General features: G+C 63.7%; 17 protein-coding genes. 4 read left to right on the top strand and 13 right to left on the bottom strand.

Annotated features, from left to right (window positions below):
- Positions 1–74: 74 nt before the first annotated feature.
- Together topA and CAQU_RS00915 are read right to left on the bottom strand one after the other, a co-directional pair.
- Positions 75–2,990 (bottom strand): type I DNA topoisomerase, encoded by a 2,916-nt coding sequence (topA, locus tag CAQU_RS00920; protein ID WP_075724434.1) that lies wholly within the window; start codon positions 2,988–2,990, stop codon positions 75–77.
- 153 nt (positions 2,991–3,143) lie between these two features.
- Positions 3,144–3,347: a cold-shock protein gene (locus tag CAQU_RS00915; RefSeq protein WP_075724432.1), complete on the bottom strand. Its 204-nt coding sequence runs from the start codon at positions 3,345–3,347 to the stop codon at positions 3,144–3,146.
- Positions 3,348–3,493: 146 nt separating this feature from the next.
- Between CAQU_RS00915 and CAQU_RS00910 the strand changes: the two genes are divergently transcribed.
- The gene (locus CAQU_RS00910) at positions 3,494–5,875 is read left to right on the top strand and encodes a DEAD/DEAH box helicase (protein ID WP_075724430.1); all 2,382 of its coding nucleotides are present in this window, start codon (positions 3,494–3,496) and stop codon (positions 5,873–5,875) included.
- Between the two features lie 14 nt (positions 5,876–5,889).
- On the opposite strand, the gene CAQU_RS00905 is transcribed toward CAQU_RS00910, so the two are convergent.
- From CAQU_RS00905 to ssd, 7 genes are read right to left on the bottom strand one after another with little or no spacing between them, the layout of a single operon-like run.
- Entirely contained in the window at positions 5,890–6,207 is a 318-nt protein-coding gene (locus CAQU_RS00905; RefSeq protein ID WP_075724428.1) for an Rv3654c family TadE-like protein, read from the bottom strand.
- Positions 6,204–6,506: a hypothetical protein gene (locus CAQU_RS00900; protein WP_075724426.1), complete on the bottom strand. Its 303-nt coding sequence runs from the start codon at positions 6,504–6,506 to the stop codon at positions 6,204–6,206. Before CAQU_RS00900 ends, CAQU_RS00905 begins: the two co-directional genes overlap by 4 nt.
- Positions 6,507–6,521: 15 nt before the next feature.
- Entirely contained in the window at positions 6,522–6,719 is a 198-nt protein-coding gene (locus tag CAQU_RS00895; protein WP_075724424.1) for a DUF4244 domain-containing protein, read from the bottom strand.
- Between the two features lie 22 nt (positions 6,720–6,741).
- Complete coding sequence (locus CAQU_RS13150) at positions 6,742–7,287, bottom strand: type II secretion system F family protein (RefSeq protein ID WP_075724422.1); 546 nt, start codon at positions 7,285–7,287, stop codon at positions 6,742–6,744.
- Positions 7,284–8,069 carry a hypothetical protein gene (locus CAQU_RS00885; RefSeq protein WP_075724420.1) on the bottom strand — a complete coding sequence of 262 codons (786 nt, stop codon included), beginning with the start codon at positions 8,067–8,069 and terminating at the stop codon, positions 7,284–7,286. The genes CAQU_RS13150 and CAQU_RS00885 overlap by 4 nt, the downstream gene beginning before the upstream one ends.
- Complete coding sequence (locus CAQU_RS00880) at positions 8,066–9,211, bottom strand: TadA family conjugal transfer-associated ATPase (RefSeq protein ID WP_075724418.1); 1,146 nt, start codon at positions 9,209–9,211, stop codon at positions 8,066–8,068. The genes CAQU_RS00885 and CAQU_RS00880 overlap by 4 nt, the downstream gene beginning before the upstream one ends.
- A complete protein-coding gene (gene ssd / locus CAQU_RS00875; protein ID WP_075724416.1) occupies positions 9,208–10,248 on the bottom strand; it encodes a septum site-determining protein Ssd in 1,041 nt (346 codons plus the stop codon). Before ssd ends, CAQU_RS00880 begins: the two co-directional genes overlap by 4 nt.
- A 772-nt stretch (positions 10,249–11,020) precedes the next feature.
- On the opposite strand from ssd, the gene CAQU_RS00870 reads away from it, so the two are divergent.
- A complete protein-coding gene (locus CAQU_RS00870; protein WP_075724414.1) occupies positions 11,021–11,893 on the top strand; it encodes an HAD family hydrolase in 873 nt (290 codons plus the stop codon).
- Here CAQU_RS00870 and CAQU_RS00865 read toward each other — a convergent pair.
- On the bottom strand, positions 11,844–12,500 hold the full coding sequence (locus tag CAQU_RS00865) for a hypothetical protein (protein WP_075724412.1): 657 nt from the start codon (positions 12,498–12,500) through the stop codon (positions 11,844–11,846). The genes CAQU_RS00870 and CAQU_RS00865 overlap by 50 nt on opposite strands.
- A gap of 200 nt (positions 12,501–12,700) precedes the next feature.
- Here CAQU_RS00865 and CAQU_RS00860 point away from each other — a divergent pair, with 200 nt between their 5' ends.
- Both CAQU_RS00860 and CAQU_RS00855 read left to right on the top strand, forming a co-directional pair.
- Positions 12,701–13,207 carry a phage holin family protein gene (locus tag CAQU_RS00860; RefSeq protein ID WP_075724410.1) on the top strand — a complete coding sequence of 169 codons (507 nt, stop codon included), beginning with the start codon at positions 12,701–12,703 and terminating at the stop codon, positions 13,205–13,207.
- A 140-nt stretch (positions 13,208–13,347) separates the two neighbouring features.
- Positions 13,348–14,268: an alpha/beta fold hydrolase gene (locus CAQU_RS00855; RefSeq protein WP_075724409.1), complete on the top strand. Its 921-nt coding sequence runs from the start codon at positions 13,348–13,350 to the stop codon at positions 14,266–14,268.
- A 24-nt stretch (positions 14,269–14,292) separates the two neighbouring features.
- Here the strand turns inward: CAQU_RS00855 and CAQU_RS00850 are convergent, their stop codons facing one another.
- The 3 genes from CAQU_RS00850 to CAQU_RS00840 form a co-directional block, all read right to left on the bottom strand.
- Positions 14,293–15,534, bottom strand: a complete 1,242-nt coding sequence (locus CAQU_RS00850; RefSeq protein ID WP_075724407.1) for a MarP family serine protease — start codon at positions 15,532–15,534, stop codon at positions 14,293–14,295.
- Between the two features lie 35 nt (positions 15,535–15,569).
- A complete protein-coding gene (locus tag CAQU_RS00845; protein WP_157108839.1) occupies positions 15,570–16,226 on the bottom strand; it encodes an NUDIX hydrolase in 657 nt (218 codons plus the stop codon).
- A 65-nt stretch (positions 16,227–16,291) separates the two neighbouring features.
- Positions 16,292–16,882 (bottom strand): TlpA family protein disulfide reductase, encoded by a 591-nt coding sequence (locus tag CAQU_RS00840; RefSeq protein WP_075724403.1) that lies wholly within the window; start codon positions 16,880–16,882, stop codon positions 16,292–16,294.
- Positions 16,883–16,894 lie beyond the last annotated feature (12 nt).

The following is a 16,894-nucleotide window of genomic DNA, read 5'->3' as shown; positions in this document are numbered from 1 at the left end:
GCTTCTCTCCTAGTCGCAAACGAGTGCCGGCCCCACTTCAGTGTGGGGCCGGCACTCGTTTGTGTGTAGCGTGGCTACTTTTTCTTACGGCTTCCTGCTTTGACTACTCGCTTGGTGGTCTTCTTGACCGTCTTGCGGGTGGTCTTTTTCTTCGGCTTCGGATCCGAGGCTTCCTTGGCGCGACGCTCTGAGAGCAGTTCGCAGGCGCGGGCGTCGGTGAGGGTTTCCGGGGTGTCGCCCTTGCGCAGGGAGGCGTTGGTTTCGCCATCGGTGACGTAGGGGCCGAAGCGGCCGTCTTTGACGACCATCGGCTTGCCGGAGACGTCGTTGTTACCCAGAGTCTTTAGCGGCGGGGTGGCGGTGGCGCCACGGCCGCGACGCTTGGGTTCCGCGTAGATGGCTTGAGCTTGTTCCAGGGTGATACTGAAGATTTGGTCTTCGCTAGCCAGGGAGCGGGAGTCGTTGCCCTTCTTCAGGTACGGACCGTAGCGGCCGTTTTGGGCGGTGATGACTTCGCCGTCTTTGTCTTCGCCGATGGTGCGGGGAAGGCTGAGCAGTTTCAGGGCCTCATCGAGGGTGATGGAGGCGGTCTCCATGGAGGAGAACAGGGATGCGGTGCCAGGTTTGAGGGTTTCCTCAATGATCTGGTTGATGCGCTTTTCTTTTTGCGCGGCAGCGGTTTTGGTTTCCCAGTTCTTGGGGCGTTTGCCTTCTTCGGCGCGCTGCGCGTCTTCGGCGGCGCGTTCTTCGGCGACTTTCTTTTCGGCGATTTCCATCGCGCCGGCTTTTTCCTCATCGGTGACGACTTCGGTCACGTAGGGGCCGAAGCGGCCTTCTTTGGCGACGATGGTGCGGCCGTTGGCGGGGTTGGTGCCGAGTTCGCGGCCCCCTTGCGGGGTGGCGAACAGTTTTTCGGCGGCCTCGAGGTCGAGCTCGTCAGGGGTCATGGCGTCCGGCAGGTTGGCGCGCTGGTGCTCGGGGTTGCCTTCGGCATCCGTGCCGACGACGCGCTCGAGGTAGGGGCCGAATTTACCGACGCGGACGAAGATGTCGCGGCCTTCAGCATCTTTGAACAGCGGCAGGGAGTTCACGCTGCGGGCGTCGATGTGTTCGAGGTTGTCGCCGACGATGTTTTTCAGCCCACCGAGGCGGGCGATGGTTTCGGCGGTGGAGTCGTCGGCTTTGTCGTTACCGAAGTAGAAGTCGGTCAACCACTGGGTGCGGTCTTCGGTGCCGTTGGCGATCTCGTCGAGTTCGTTTTCCATCGAGGAGGTGAAGTTGTAGTCCACCAGGGTGGAAAACGCGGTCTCCAGGAGGCCGACGACTGCGAACGCAACCCAGGAGGGCACTAGCGCGTTTCCTCGCGAGTACACGTAGCCGCGATCCTGGATGGTCTTGATGATGGCGGCGTAGGTGGAAGGACGGCCGATGCCGAGGTCTTCCATCTTTTTCACCAGGCTGGCTTCGGTGTAGCGGGCCGGCGGGTTGGTGGTATGCCCATCCGCCAGCACCTCATCGACATCGAGCTTGTCGCTCTTGTTCAGCCGCGGCAGGCGCTTTTCGGCGTTGTCGGCCATCGTGCGGCCGTCGGAGGTTTCGTTGACCTCGACGTAGGCCTTCATGAAGCCGGGGAAGGTGATGGTGCGGCCGGTGGCAGCGAAGGTGACTTTGTCGCCGCCGGCGGTGGCGCCGTCGATGGTCACCTTCATGGAGGTGCCCTTCGCGTCGGCCATCTGGGAGGCGACGGTGCGCTGCCAGATCAGTTCGTACAGCTTGAACTCTTCCGCATCCAACTGGCCGGACAGCTGACCGGGGGTGGCGAAGGTTTCGCCGGCGGGGCGGATAGCTTCGTGGGCTTCCTGGCTGTTTTTGACCTTTTTGGTGTACTGGCGCGGCTGCGGGGAGACGTATTCCTTGCCGTACAGTTCGGTGGCTTGGGCGCGTGCGGCCCGCAAACCGGACTCGCTCAGGGAGGTCGAGTCGGTACGCATATAGGTGATGTGGCCGTTTTCGTACAGGCGCTGCGCGATGCGCATGGTGCGCTCTGAGGTGTAGTGCAGCTTCTTGCCGGCCTCCTGCTGGAGGGTCGAGGTCATAAACGGCGCATACGGCTTGCGGGTGTAGGGCTTTTCCTCCACGTCGCTGACGGTGAGGGTGGCGTTTTCGAGGCCCTGGGCAAGCTTTTCCGCCTGCTCCTTGGTGACGACGACGGCATCCTTGGTGAGTTTGCCCTGCTTGTTGAAGTCAGCACCGGTGGCGACGCGCTGGCCATCAACCCCGACGAGGCGGGCATCGAAAGTGCGCGGGTTGGTGTGATCGGCGGCAGGGTTGCCGGTGTCCAGGGTGGCCTTGAGGTCCCAGTATTCGGCGGCGATAAACGCCATGCGCTCGCGTTCACGCTCGACGATGACGCGGGTCGCGACGGACTGCACACGGCCCGCGGACAGGCGGGGCATGACTTTCTTCCACAGCACCGGGGAGACCTCGTATCCGTAGAGACGGTCGAGGATGCGGCGGGTTTCCTGCGCGTCAACGAGGTTGTCGTCGAGTTCGCGGGTGTTTTCGGCGGCGGCAAGGATGGCAGGCTTGGTGATCTCGTTGAACACCATGCGGCGGACGGGAACCTTCGGCTTGAGGACCTCCAGGAGGTGCCATGCGATGGCTTCACCCTCACGGTCGGGGTCTGTTGCCAGGTACAACTCGTCGACGTTTTTCAGCTTCGACTTCAGGTCGGCGACTTTTTTCTTCTTATCGTCGCTGACCACGTACAAGGGGGCGAAGCCATGATCGACGTCGACGCCGAGTCGGGCCCACTTTTCCTTCTTGTACTTCTGTGGCACGCTCGCGGCGTTGCGGGGCAGGTCGCGGATGTGACCAACGGACGCCTCGACGACATAGTCTTTGCCCAAGTAGGGGGCAATCTTTTTCGCCTTGGTTGCAGACTCGACGATCACGAGCCTTTTCACGCCGTTGCTGTTGGTTCCAGCCACTGTCTTTTGCCTTTCACGCTTGCCGTGCGCTTGTTAGATGCCTGTGGTTCCTCGCCTACAGTACACACACGCCCGGCGCGCCTTCCCAAATTGTGGGGGTGGCTGCGTCGGGCGTGTCGGTGTTTGTAGCGCGGTTAGGGGCGCTGTGTGTCCTTAGACGAGGCGGACGTTGCGGGCTTGGAGGCCGCGGTCGCCGGAGACGACGTCGAATTCGACGCGTTGGTTTTCCTCGAGGGTGCGGAAGCCGTTTCCTTCGATGGAGGTGTAGTGGACGATGACGTCAGCGCCGCCCTCTTCCGGTTCGATGAATCCGAAGCCTTTTTCGGAGTTGAACCATTTAACGATGCCTTGAGCCATGGGGTGTCCTTTATGTTGTGACGGCTTTGTTGCTTCTAGTGTGTCACGTTTTGGTGGTTTTCTTTGCATGCAGGGTTTGTTGGGTATTTTTTGGGGTGTTGTGTTGTTGGTTTTTGAGGCGTTTTTTCGTTTGTTGGAGGTGTGGTGTGGTGGCTGGTTTTGGTGATGAGGTGGTGGCTGAGCTGGTGGCGCGGTTTCCGGATTCTTCGGTGACTGCGGTGCGGCGTATTGGTGCTCGTGAGGCGGTGTTTTCTGAGTGGCCGGGGTGGGTGCCGGGGTGGTTGGTGTCGGCGTTGGGGGATCGTGGGGTGGGGCGGTTGTTTGCGCATCAGGTGCAGGCGGCTGATGCGGTGTTTGGGGGGCGTGATTGTGTGGTGGCGACGGGGACGAGTTCGGGGAAGTCTTTGTGTTATCAGTTGCCGATTGCTGCGCGTTTGGCGGCGGATCCGTTGGCGTGTGCGTTGTATGTGGCACCGACGAAGGCGTTGGGTAATGATCAGTTGGATTCTTTTGCGTCGTTGGTGGCGGCGTGTGAGCAGTTGGGTGGGGTGTTGCCGGCGGTGTATGACGGGGATACGCCGGTGGAGGCGCGGCGGTTGGTGCGGGATAGGTCGCGGTTTGTGGTGACGAATCCGGATATGTTGCATGCGGGGGTGTTGGGGCAGCATGAGCGGTGGGGGCGGTTGTTGCGGAATTTGCGGTTTGTGGTGGTGGATGAGTGTCATGTGTATCGGGGTGTTTTTGGGGCGCATGTGTCGTTGGTGTTGCGGCGTTTGTTGCGGTTGTGTCGGTTTTATGGGGCGAATCCGACGGTGGTGTGTGCGTCGGCGACGAGTCGGGATCCGGGGGCTCATGCGCGTCGTTTGGTGGGGCGGGATTTTGTTGTGGTGGGGGTGGATTCTTCGCCGCAGGGTGAGCGGACTGTGGTGTTGTGGGAGCCGGGTTTTTTGCCGGAGGTTGCTGGTGATGATGAGGGTGGTGAGGTGTTGGTTGCGGGGACGCGGGTGCGTCGTGCGGCGTCGTCGGAGTCGGCGTTGGTGATGGCGTTTTTGGTGTTTTTGGGGTTGCGGACGTTGACGTTTGTGCGTTCTCGGCGGGCGGCTGAGGTGGTGGCGTTGCGGGCGCAGGAGGAGTTGGCGTTGTTGGGGCGGGCGGATTTTGCTGGGCGGGTGGCGGCGTATCGGGCTGGTTTTACTCCGGAGGAGCGGCGGGAGTTGGAGCGTCGTTTGGATGATGGGTTTTTGTTGGGGGTGGCGTCGACGTCGGCGTTGGAGTTGGGGGTTGATGTGGGTGGTTTGGATGCGGTGGTGACGGCGGGGGTGCCGGGTTCGGTGGCGTCGTTGTGGCAGCAGGCTGGTCGTGCGGGGCGGCGGGGGCAGTCGTCGGTGGTGGTGTTGGTGGCGCGTGATGAGCCGATGGATGCGTTTTTGGTGCATCATCCTGAGGCGTTGTTGGATCGGCCGTTGGAGGAGTTTGTGTTTGATCCGGCGAATCCTTTTGTGTTGCGGGATCATGTGGTGTGTGCGGCGGTGGAGCGTCCTTTGTCGATGGCTGATGTGGAGGAGTTGGGGGCTGGGGTTGTGGTGGATGAGTTGGTGGATGCGGGGGTGTTGCGGCGTCGGGGTGAGGTGGTGTTTGTGGCGCCGCGGGTTGGGGGTGTGGTGGTGGATCCGCGGGAGTATCACCGGCGGGTGAGTGTGCGTGGGGGTTCGGGTTCTGTGGTGTCGATTGTGGATGTTGCGGATGGTCGGGTGGTGGGTGAGGTGGATTCTGTGCGGGCGTTTTCGCAGGTGCATCCTGGTGCGGTGTATGTGCATCAGGGGGTGTCTTTTGTGGTGGAGGATTTGGATGTGGATTCTTCGGTGGCGTTGGTTAGGCGGGAGGATCCGTGGTTTTCGACTGCTGCGTTGTCGGAGACGGATATTGCGTTGGTGGGGGCGCCGGGTGAGGGGGATGTGTGTGAGTTGGCTGCGGGTGTGTTTGTGGCGCGGGTTGGGGTGTTGGTGAGGAATCGGGTGGTGGGTTATATGGTGCGGAATTCGCGGGGTGAGGTGGTGGATCGGGTGCCGTTGGATTTTGTGCCGCAGGAGTTTGAGACGCGTGGGGTGGCGTTTACGTTGGATCCTTTGGTGTTGGAGGGGTGTGGGTTGCCGGCGTCGAGGTGGCCGGGGGCGTTGCATGCGGCGGAGCATGCGTTGATTGGTTTGTTGCCGTTGTTGGCGACGTGTGATCGTTTGGATATTGGTGGGGTGTCGACGGCTTTGCATGCGGATACGGGGTTGCCGTCGGTGTTTGTGTATGACGGGCATCCGGGTGGGGCGGGGTTTGCGGATGCGGGGTTTGCGCGGTTTGGCCAGTGGGTTGAGATGACGTTGGAGCGGGTGCGTGGTTGTGAGTGTGAGTCGGGGTGTCCGTCGTGTATTCAGTCGCCGAAGTGTGGCAATGGTAATGAGCCGTTGGATAAGCAGGGGGCTGTGGCGGTGTTGAGTGTGTTGGATGTGGGGTGTCGGGTGGTGGGTAAGCAGTAGGTATTGGGGTGGGGTTAGGTGGGGCCTGCGGTGGCGGTGGCGGGGGTGTTGCGGTGGGTGGCGATGATGGTGACGTCGGGGCCGTGGGTGGCGCAGTGGGTGATGGTGGCGTGGTTTTTGGTGGCGACTGTGTGGGCGGTGTGGCAGGGGTTTTGGCCGTATTGGTGGCTGTGGGCGGCGGCGGTGGCGGAGAGGTTGGCGGCGAGTTGGGCGTGGTGGTGGTTGGTGATGGCGGTGGTGGTGTGGGCGATGGCGGCGGTGAGGGTGATTAGTGCGGTGATGGTCAGTGCGGCGGTGATGGTGATGTTGCCGTCGTCGTGGTGGTGGTTCATGGGAGGTTTTCGGCGGGGAAGGTGGCGGTTGCGGTTTGGTTGCCGAGGGGTGCGGTGTGGGTGGCGGTGACGGTGACCCAGTTGTCGGTGATTTCCCAGGTGATGGTGGTGTTGGGTGGGGTGGTGGGGGTTTCGCCGATGGCGAGTGCGCGGGCCGTGGCGCTGGCGGTGTGGGTGGCCGCGATGTGGGCGCTGAGGGTGGCCAGGCCCGCGACGATGATGCCGGTGATGAGGATGAGGGTGGCGGCGGCGATCGCTGCTTCGATGGTGACATTGCCGTCTTCTCCTGTTGTGTTCATGGTGGTGGTACAGGTTTAGGCGGGGCTGCTGTTCAGCGCGGTGGTGATGATGTTTTGGATGGCTTGGGTGACGCTGTTGCCGGTGATGACGGTGTAGAGGACGGCGGCGAGTGCGGCGGCGGCCAGTGAGCCCATGGCGTATTCGATGGTGGACATGCCGTCGTCGTTGGTGGCCAGGTCCTGGAGGGTGCTGGGGGTGTTGGGGGTGGTCATGGTTCTCCTTGGGGGTGTGGGGTTAGGGCAGCATGTTGCTGGCGATGCTGATGACGGTGGGTGCGAGCCCGAGGGCGAAGAAGGCTGGTAGGTAAAAGGCGGCGAGCGGGATGGCGATGAGGACGCCGGCTTTTTCTGCGGTGGCGGTGGCGGCGGTGGTTGCTTGGTGGCGGATGTGTTCGGCAATGCGGGTCAGTCCTTGGGTGATTGGGGCGCCGGTGGTGGCGGAGATGGTGGCTTGGTCAGCGAGTTGGGTGAGGGTGGGGTGGGTGCGCATGGGGGCCCATGCGGTGGGTGGTGGGGCGCCGAGGGCTAGCAGTGTGGCGACGGCGCGCCATTGGGGGTTGTTGCTGGTGGTGGCGGTGATGGTGGTGCTGGTGGCGGGGGTGAGTCCGGCGCTCATGCAGGCGGCGAATAGTTCAATATCGGCGGCGTGGTTGGCGGTGGGTGGGGGTTGGGTGTGGGGGTTGGTGGTGTGTGCTTTGGTGCGGTGGTGGGGGTTGGGGTCGGTGGTGGCGAGGGCGAGTGCGGTGAGGGTGAGGGTGAGGGTGAGCGCGAGTGTGGTCATGGTGTGGCGGCGCGGCTGATGATTGTGGTGGTGGTGATGTGTCCGGCGAGGGTGAGTAACACCCCGATGGTCAGGAGGGCGTTTCCGGTGGTGGTGGTGAGTAGGTAGGTGGTGGGGTGGGCGCCCATGGTTTCTCCCATGGCGATGCCGAGGGCCGGCAGGATGGTGAGGGTGGTGGCGGTGGCTTGGGGGCCTTTGAGGTGGGCGCGGGTGGTGGCGTGGTGGTCGAGGGTGTGGTCGAGGTGGTTGCGGTGGGCTACCAGCAGTGGGGTGGGTGCGATGCCGTGTTGGTTGGCGAGGGTGAGTAGGTGGCCGATGTGTTTGAGGTGTGGGTGGGGTGAGGTGGATAGGATGCGGGGCCCGTGGTCGGGGTGGCGGGCGGCGGCGCCGATGGTGGTGGCGATGGCCGGTGGGGTGTTGTCGGGCAGGTGGGTGGCGGTGTGAGCGAGTGCTTGGGTGGGGTGGGCGCCGGCCCGCAGGTTGGCGATGAGGGTGGTCAGTATTGCGGCGGTGGTGTGGGTATCGCGGTGGTGGGCGCGTTGGGTTCGGTGGTGGCGGATGCTCCAGTGGATGGTGCCGGTGATCAGGGTGGTGTTCAGCGCGATAAGGGGGTTGTGGGTGATGGCGGCGATGCAGGCGGTGGGGATGAGGTGGAGGAGCAGGGTGGGGTGGGGGCGGCGGTGTGTGGGTGTGGGGTGGGTGCGGGTGCGTGGGGGTGGGGTGGTGATGAGGGTGGCGGCGGCGATGAGGGCGAGGCTGATGGCCAGTTCGGTGGTGGTCACGCGAGTCCTAGTTGTTCGGCGGTGGGGGCGCGTGGGTGGGTGTGGTCCCAGACGGTGGTGGTGTGGGCGATGCCGGTGTGGGGGTCGGTGTGCAGGGTGCCGAGTTGGGTGATGCGGCGCCCGCGGGTGGTGTTGGAGACGGCGATGAGGATGTTGATGGAGGCACTGATGTGGCTGTGGGTGGCGCTGCGGCTGAGCCCGCCGAGGCTGGCGAGTGCTTCGATGCGGCTGGGGATGTCGGTGATGGTGTTGGCGTGGAGGGTTCCTCCCCCACCGGTGTGCCCGGTGTTGAGTGCGGTGAGCAGGTCGACGATTTCTTTGCCGCGGATTTCGCCGACGATGATGCGGTCGGGGCGCATGCGTAGTGCTTGTTGGAGCAGGGTGGACATGGTGATTTCGCCGTGGCCTTCGCTGTTGGGCGGCCGGGCGGTCAGGGGTAGGAGGCCGGGGTGGTGGGGGTTGAGTTCTGGGGTGTCTTCGATGCACAGGATGCGGTGCTGGGGGTTCATGTGGTTGATCAGTGCGGCCAGCAGGGTGGTTTTGCCGCTGCCGGTGCCGCCGGAGATGAGGAAGTTGGCGCGCTGATCGACGATGGTTTTGAGCAGTTCTGTGATGTCTTGGGGCATGGTTCCGGTGTGGTGGAGGTGGTCGAGGCTGGCGTGGGCGGTGTTGAGCAGGCGCAGGGAGATGCAGGTGCCGGCGCCGGCGGGTGGGCTGAGGATGGCGTGGACGCGGAGGCGGGTGCCATCGGGCCTGCTGATCAGCCCGTTGGCGTAGGGGTGGGCGTCGTCGAGTCGTTGGCCGCAGTGGTGGGCGAGCCGGGTGGCGAGTTCGCGGACTGCTTGGTCGTTGGGGAAGGTCAGGGTGGTGGGTTGGGGGTGGGGGTTGTCGGTGGTGGCGATGGTGATGTGGTCGGGGCCGGTGATGAGGATGTCGGTGAGCCCGGGGGTGGCGAGGAGGGGTTCGAGGATGCCGAGGGCGGTTGCCCCGGCGCGCAGGCGGCGGATGAGGGCGAGGACTTCTTCGTCGCTGATGACGGGGGCGTGTTGGCGGATGAGCTGGGCGATGGCGGTGGCGTCGAGGGTGGTGGGGTGGGTGGCGAGGTGTTGTTGGATGGTGTGGTAGAGGGTGTCGTTGTTCATGGGGTGGCGGTGATGGTGTGGGCGAGGGTGTTGAGGTGTTTGGGCAGTTTGGTGGGCAGTCCGCCGAGTTCGATGGCTTTGGCGAGCCGGATGCTGGTGGGGATGGTGGCGGTGATGGGGCGGCCGAGGATGTTTTCGGCGTCGCTGGTGGTGATGCTGGACCAGTGGCGGTGGCGCAGGATGATGTGGGGTTGGTGGTCGATGCGGGTGTTGAGGTGTGCGAGTTGGACGGTGGTGGCGGCCAATGCGCGGATTTCGGCGGCGGTGATCAGGACTGTGTGGGTGGCGAGGGTGAGGTGTTCGTCGGCTGTGCGGGTGGGGGTGGACAGGTCGAGGACGGTGGTGGTGGGGGTGTGACTGAGGGCGGCGATGAGGTTGGGGGTGGGGTTTGGGGGGTCGGGTTGTGGGGTGTTGCTGCGGGTGTGGGTGAGCAGGTGGATGTGGTCTTTGGTGGTGGGTAGTGCCCGCAGGAGGGTGGTGGGGTTGGGGGTGGAGCCGAGGTCGTAGAGGTCTTCCCAGCGGGCGCCGGGGGTGTTTTCGAGCCCGAGGGTTAAGTCGATGCCGCCGCTGGTGGGGTCGGTGTCGATGAGGGTGACGGGCCCTTTGGTGGCGTGGGCGCGGGCGAGTGCGCAGGCCAGTGTGGTGGTGCCGGCGCCGCCGTGCCCGCCGGTGACGGCGATGATGGTGGCTTGTTGGTGGTTGCGGTGGTTCAGGGCGCCGATGTCGGTGAGTAGCTGCCGGTTGTCGCTGGGGAGCTGGTATGCGCCGCGGGCGTGCAGGGTGAGTGCGTGGTGGTAGTCGGGTGGGTCGGGGTCGGCGGTGACGTAGAACAGTGGGGTGGTGTGGGTGTGGTGGCTGAGGAGGTCGGCGTTGTCGCGGTCGACGATGAGGGCGTGGGCTTGGGGGAGGTTGCGGAGCAGTTCGGCTGCCCCGGTGGCGATGTGGGTGGGGTGCCCGGTGGCGGCGGCGATGGTGGTGGCTTCTTCGGCGAGTTGGGGGTCGTTGATGCCGATGAGGATGGTGTCTGTGGCGGTCATGGGCCCAAGTGTTGCCCGTGGATGGCTTGGGGTGCGCGCAGGTGGCTGTGTGGGTGTGGATAACTGTCGTTAGGGCGCGACCCCCGGTGGGGTTTGTTGACAGTTTGGATGGTTGGGGCTTGTGTTGTCGCCGGTGGGTGGGGCGGGCCGGTGGGGCCGGTGGGGCGGACTGGGAGGCACTTGGGGTTTGGGGGCTTAGGCAGGTGTAGTGGACGCTCATGGTGGTGCAGCACCCTATGGCCCCAAAACCACATGCCCCATTGCCCTGTTGTTCCATTGCCCGATGGTGCGGCGCGGGAATGCTTGGATGCACGAAGCCCCACGACCTGCTGGTGCGTGGGGCTGGTGCTGGCCCGGGCGGGGCCAGTAGTGGATGGGCTAAAAGCCCATCTTTATGGGGTTAAACGTAAAGGACGGCCCGCGCCTCGGGGGGGGGGTGGTGTTGCGCGGACCGTCTTACCCGGTATCGGGGGGGCGTACCGGGGCGGGCCACACAGCGTATCCGAAGATACCGGGGCCCTGCACCCGGAAGTATGCCACAAGGACACAAAAGTGCGCAAAAAGCACCGTTGTGTAGGCGTTTTTCAGGGTTTGTGGCCGATGGTGCGGGTGCGCGGCAGGCGGGTTTGGGGTTGTAAGTGTGGGCGTGTCTGCGGTTGTGTGGGTGGGGTATGGCCGGGAAGGTTAAAGCCGGGGCTTCACGCGTTGGACTGGGCGGGTTTTGGGGCCGGCTGACAGCGAAACGGCTGCGTGGCCACTACACTGGCCAACTGTGACCGATCGTTTCGCACCCCGCGTTTCTGCCCCGCGTGGAAGTGGCGCGCGCGTGGCCGCTTTTTTCGATCTCGACAAAACGATCATCGCGAAGTCTTCGGCGTTCGCTTATTCTCGGCAGTTTTTATCCAATGGGCTGATCACCCCGGCTGCCGCGGTACAGATGTCTTTTGCCCAGGCGGCCTACATGCTGCACGGGCATTCCAGCGAACAGATGGACGCCACCCGCGACCAGCTGGCCGCGATGATCAAAGGCTGGGATGTGGAGCAGGTGCGCCGCATCGCGCAAGAAACCCTGCACACGGTGGTCACCCCGGCGATCTACCAGGAGGCGCGCGACCTGATTGCGCATCACCAGGCGTTGGGGCACGTGGTGGTGATCATTTCAGCTTCCGCCTACGAGCTGGTTGCCCCCATCGCCCACGAGCTGGGCGTCAGCGACATGGTGACCACCCGGCTGGACATCGCCGACGGGCGCTACACCGGGGAAATCCTGCAATACCTCAAAGGTGATGCGAAAGCCGAAGCGATTCGAAAACTCGTCGACGAGCTGCATCTCGACTTGGATCGCTGCTTCGCCTACTCGGACTCCACCACCGATGTGCCCATGCTGGAAATCGTCGGCAACCCCGTGGCCGTCAACCCCGACCGCAGCCTGCGCAAAACCGCCATAGAGCGCGGGTGGGACATCATGGTGTTTAAAAACCCCGTGCCCCTGTTCGTGCTGCCCTCAAAGAAGAAAATGCAGGTTTCTACCACCGTGGTCGCGGCAGCAGCCGCCGTGGCCGGCGCCTGGTGGCTGACCCGCGACGGCAGTGCCGCTAACCAGCTTGGGCAAGCCTTTGGGCAGCTAAAGCGCCGGAAGCCATAGCGTCGAGATACCCCACCACCACCGCCCGCATCCCCGCCTCATCGCAGGCCCCGGCCAGCATCTGCCGATAAGAATCGGGATGGCGGGAGAGAAAACTTTCCGTGTGGGCAATGTTGTGCGGATCCGCCCCAGTATGCAGCGCCACCACCCGGGCGGCCGCCCGCGCAATGTGGCCACTGCGCGGACCAAAAGGCTTCGCACTCGCAATCAACGCATGGGTGGCCGCCGTCGCAAAGAACCCGTCACCGCCGGCACGAATCACCGCCGGCACCGCCAACACCGCATCCGGGCGCGACACGGGGGTGCCATTGCCCCCGAGCACCACATCCATCCGCGCCAGCACCGCCAACGGCTGCGTGCGCAACCGACGGGCGGCAGCCTCATCAACCATCCCAAACACCTCCAGCACCGACGCCACAGAACCACCCGGATCCAGCTTGCAGCTCGCCTGCGCAGCCTGTTTAGCGGCGTGCGCACTATAAAAATCAGGCCGGCGGATCACCGTCGGCACCCGCGACGCCGCCCCGACAGCATCACGCGCAGCCGCAATCGCTGCGCGGGTTTCCGGGTGGGATGCAATGTTTTCCAGCGGGAGTTGAAAGGCCACCCGGCCACTCTAGTTCACAGTTACCGGCACTTATGGCAACATGTGGGGTAGACATGTGCTGCCAAAAGCAGACGACCAAAACGCAACAACTGCTATCAGTTGGGCGTGGCGTGGCGAACTGGCAGGTCGTTGATGTGGTTTCATCAACATCAATAAACATCAATGAACTTTTTCTTTAACCGTTTCTAGGAGCGTTGACCGTGAGCAACCCGCAGGGCCTTTTTACTGATGGTTCCGGTGCTTTTTCCCCGAAGGTGAATGAGATCCCTCTGGCCGATGTGGACACGCGCGCCTCTGGCCGAGGCTCGGTTGGAGACCTAGTCTCTGATGCCACCGCCCAGATGTCCGCACTGTTCCGTGCCGAAGTCGAACTCGCCAAGACCGAAATCGCCGCAGAAGCCAAAAAGGGCGCACTCGGCGGCGGCCTGTTCGGCGCCGCAGGCGTCATCGCCCTGTACTCCTCCTTCTTCTTCTTCTTCATGCTCGCAGAGCTCCTCAACGTCTGGATCGACCAGCGCTGGGTGTGCTACCTCATCGTCTTCGTCCTGATGCTGCTGGTCGCCGGCCTGCTGGCACTCATCGGCTTCAAGAAAGTCAAGACCATCTCCGCGCCGAAGAACACCATCGACTCCGTCGGCGAACTCAAAAAGCTGGTCCCCGGCAAAGCACAGGCCTCCCTGGACAACAACCACGGCCTCTACACCTAAAGCACGCACCTTTTGAGCGCCTCGTGGGAACCCCCACGAGGCGCTTTTGCGACACCCCACACACCTGCTTTCTCTTCTTTCTCTTCACACCCCTCCCGCCACCAGCGGGACGCTCAGCCCCACCAAAGGGGGAAGCACTCATGGCCAACATCGAGCCCATCCGCCCCAGCGACGTCGCCCACCCCGGGCCCTTCCGCCACGACCTCATCCACGTACGCGGACTAAGACTCCACGTCGCTCACACCGGGCAGCCCACCAACCCCCTCATCCTGCTGCTGCACGACTGGCCCGGCGCCTGGTTCGACTACTTCTGGCTGCTCGAACCCCTCGCCCAACACGGCTACCACGTCGCCGCCCTCGACAACCGCGGCGTCGGACTATCCGACAAACCGCCCAGCGGATACGACACCATCGTCGCCGCCGGCGACGTCGCCTCCATCATCCGCGCCCTCGGGCACGACGACGCCATCCTCGTCGGCGCCGGATCCGGCGGCACCATCGCCTGGGCCACCGCCGCCCGCTACCCCATCAACATTCGCGCCATCGTCAGCATCTGCGGCACCTGGCCAGGACTCGTCAACACTCTCGCCTGGCGCCACCCCTTCGCCGCCTCCGGGCAACTACTCGCCCGCGCCATCAGCCACTTCCCCCCCCTCGCCGCCCGGGCGCTACGCCGCCGCCCCATGGCGCTCAGCCGCTGGATCACCACCCGCGCCGCAGCCACTCCCCTATCCGGGCAACCCCTCCACCACCTCGACACCATCGCACACTGGCGCGGCCTCCACGCCCGCGTCGACCGGGTACCGGAAAAACTCGCCCGCTGGGCAAAAATCCCCACCGAACGACTCCCCCGCCGCTGGGCCACCCACCCCATCCCCGCACCAGCGCTGTGCATCGACGACGGCACCGCCTGGTGGGCCCACGCCTGCGACGCCTCCAGCAACTACACCACCAGCCACCACCGCGCATCCTGCGCCGGCAGACTGCCCTACATCACCGCCCCCGAAGACCTCGCCGACACCATCGCCGACTTCGCTCAGGGACTAACCACACCCCGCTGAAACACTCCCCCAAACCAGCCCCACTCAGCGGGCGAAAGGATTGTCCTTCTCCAAGGTCGCATTCGCGGCACCATGGCCATTGACGCAGGTCTTCGTATCCACCTTGTCCCGCAGACCACTGATATCGCCAATGGAATCGCGCACCTCCTGCGCGGTGAGCACAAAACCCGTGTCCGTCTTATCGATGGAGGCGCCAAAGACCACGCCCACCACCTGGCCCTCAAGGTTCACCATCGGGCCGCCAGAATTGCCCTGACGGATCGTGCCACGCACCGTATACGCCTCCCGATCAATGCGGGTCGTGGCGTAAATATCGGGCCCATTGACCGTCAACTTATCCTTCACACGGCCCGGGGCCGCCTCAAAAGGACCGGAGTTCGGGAACCCCATCACAATGGTGTCCTCCCCCGACACGGCCGGCTCCGGGGCCCACTGCAACGCCGGCAACCCCAAATCCTGAGCAAACAACACCGCAATGTCCTCGGAAGGGTTGTAATACACAACGTCGGCATTTTTCATCCCCAACACCGTGTCCAAACGCACCGTGTTCGTACCAGCCACCACGTGAGCGTTGGTGATGATGTGGGAGTCATCAACCACAAAACCAGTACCCGACAGCCGGCGCGAACACTGAGTAGCATCGCCCAACACGTGCACCACGCTGGGGCGCAGCCGCTCTACCAGCTCCTTGTCCTCCACATTGATGGCAGGAGCCGGAACGTCAGTGCCCGCATGATCAGTAAAAGGACTAATCAGCGGCGGCAAACCGGACTCGGACAACAACGCCGCAAGCTTATTGGGAAGCTGACTGGCCTGCTTCGGCATGTGCCCATCGACAGAGCGCATAATCTGCGACTGGGATACCGCCGTATTCACCCCGGTGATATTGCTCGACGCCAACGGCCCAGCAATCAGCCACAACACCACCAGCGTGGCAAAGGTTTGAAAAACCGCGCCCAACAGCGAATCAATCCGCTGCGAGGACTTAAAACGCATCCGGTCGCGCAAGGCCGCACCAATAGCGCTGCCCGCCATGTGCCCGATCGCGATGAGCAAAATGTAAGCACCCAGCACCAGCAAGATTCGCAGTCCCGGATTATCCGTGGAATTCGCCAGACGTTCGGTGACCAGCATGCCCCCAAACAGGCCGGCGATAACCCCCAGAATCGACAAGGAGGCAGCGATGACGCCCTGGCGCCAGCCGACGGCAAGAGCCGACAGGAGGGCGATGATGACGATGACGTCAATAATGGTGCCGGTGAGCACGATGGCGGATTCTCCTGATGGTGATGCGGTGACAGCTAAGGCCGGGGAATGCGGCCGCGGGATGCGGGCGCGGGGAGTCGTAACTGCTCATTATTGCGCGAGTTGGCGATTTCTTGCGCCAGGCTCCTCGGCGGGTTGTGTCGCCAAGGTTTCTCCCAGCCACTCGTCGCCAAAATGGCGTCCAAAACACCGGCAGTAAAACCCCAGATCAGGTAGTCGTTGATTCGAAAAGCCGGGCCCGTGTAGGAGCCATGAGTGATCGCGAAGCGGTGCGCCGGATCCGCCAACTCGCCGATGGTGCTGGTGAACACGTCATCGGTTTCCTCCGGGCTGGCCACATGGTGCCCACCCGGGGTGTGCCAGTACCCCAACACCGGGTGCACCGGGTAGCCGGTCGCCCGAATGAAGATATTGTCCAAGGTTGCCAGCGGAAGTATGGTGTCGGGGCTAATCCCCGTCTCCTCAAAGGTTTCCCGCAAAGCAGCAGCAACGATGCTGGGATCTTCCGGGTCGACCCGGCCGCCGGGGAAAGCGATCTGGCCGGAATGACTCCGCATGGTCGGCGTGCGGTGGGTCAGCAACACCGCAGCATCATCAGGCAACACGCGCGCGGCCGGATCCCCACTAAACAGCACCATCACGGCGGCTTTGCGGCTCGCGTCGGGATTGTCGTGGGTATTGCGCTCAGTCAAGTGGCTATTGATATGCCCCTGCTGCCCGGCATCGATCACAGGGCGCAGCCACGCAGGCGCGCCCACTAGCGACCAGCTCCAGCAAAAGCCTGCTGCGCGTCCTGGTTAAGATCCGCGAAACTGGTATAGGGCTTGGCATGCACCTTGGTAGTGCCGTCCGGGGAAATAAAGATCGTGATAGGAACCACGTTGGGCAGGCTGAGTTTCGCGGCGAGCTGGCTGTTGGGATCTTTCAGGCTGGGCAGGTCGCTGCCGAGCTCAGAGAGTAATTGGGCGCCGGCACCATCTTTGGCGTCCACGTGCACCCCGAGCACAGTCCAGTCCGGGTGAGCAGCCGCCAGCTCATCAAACAGGGGAAGCTCCGCACGGCAGGGGCCACACCACCAGGCCCACAAGGTCACCACTGTCGGGGTGCTGATCGAGGTGTCAGCGGGGGCAGCCTGGCCACCGAGACAATCCAAGTTCACCCCGGCGATGGTGTTCACCGGGCAATCGGGGCGCTGCGCGACCGGGGCGGCAGGGCTGTCCTGCGCCGCAACCGGATCCGTGGCAGCATCGTCCGCGGGGGTGGCCGGCCGGGTGGTGCTGATGACCAGCGCCAGCAAGACCCCGATCACGACGGCCCCGAAAATGGAAGCGATGATGGTGCGTTTCATGCCTTAAGGGGC

This window comes from Corynebacterium aquilae DSM 44791, assembly GCF_001941445.1.
In the GTDB taxonomy this organism is placed as follows: domain Bacteria; phylum Actinomycetota; class Actinomycetes; order Mycobacteriales; family Mycobacteriaceae; genus Corynebacterium; species Corynebacterium aquilae.
This window is presented reverse-complemented; position numbering and strand designations above follow the sequence as displayed.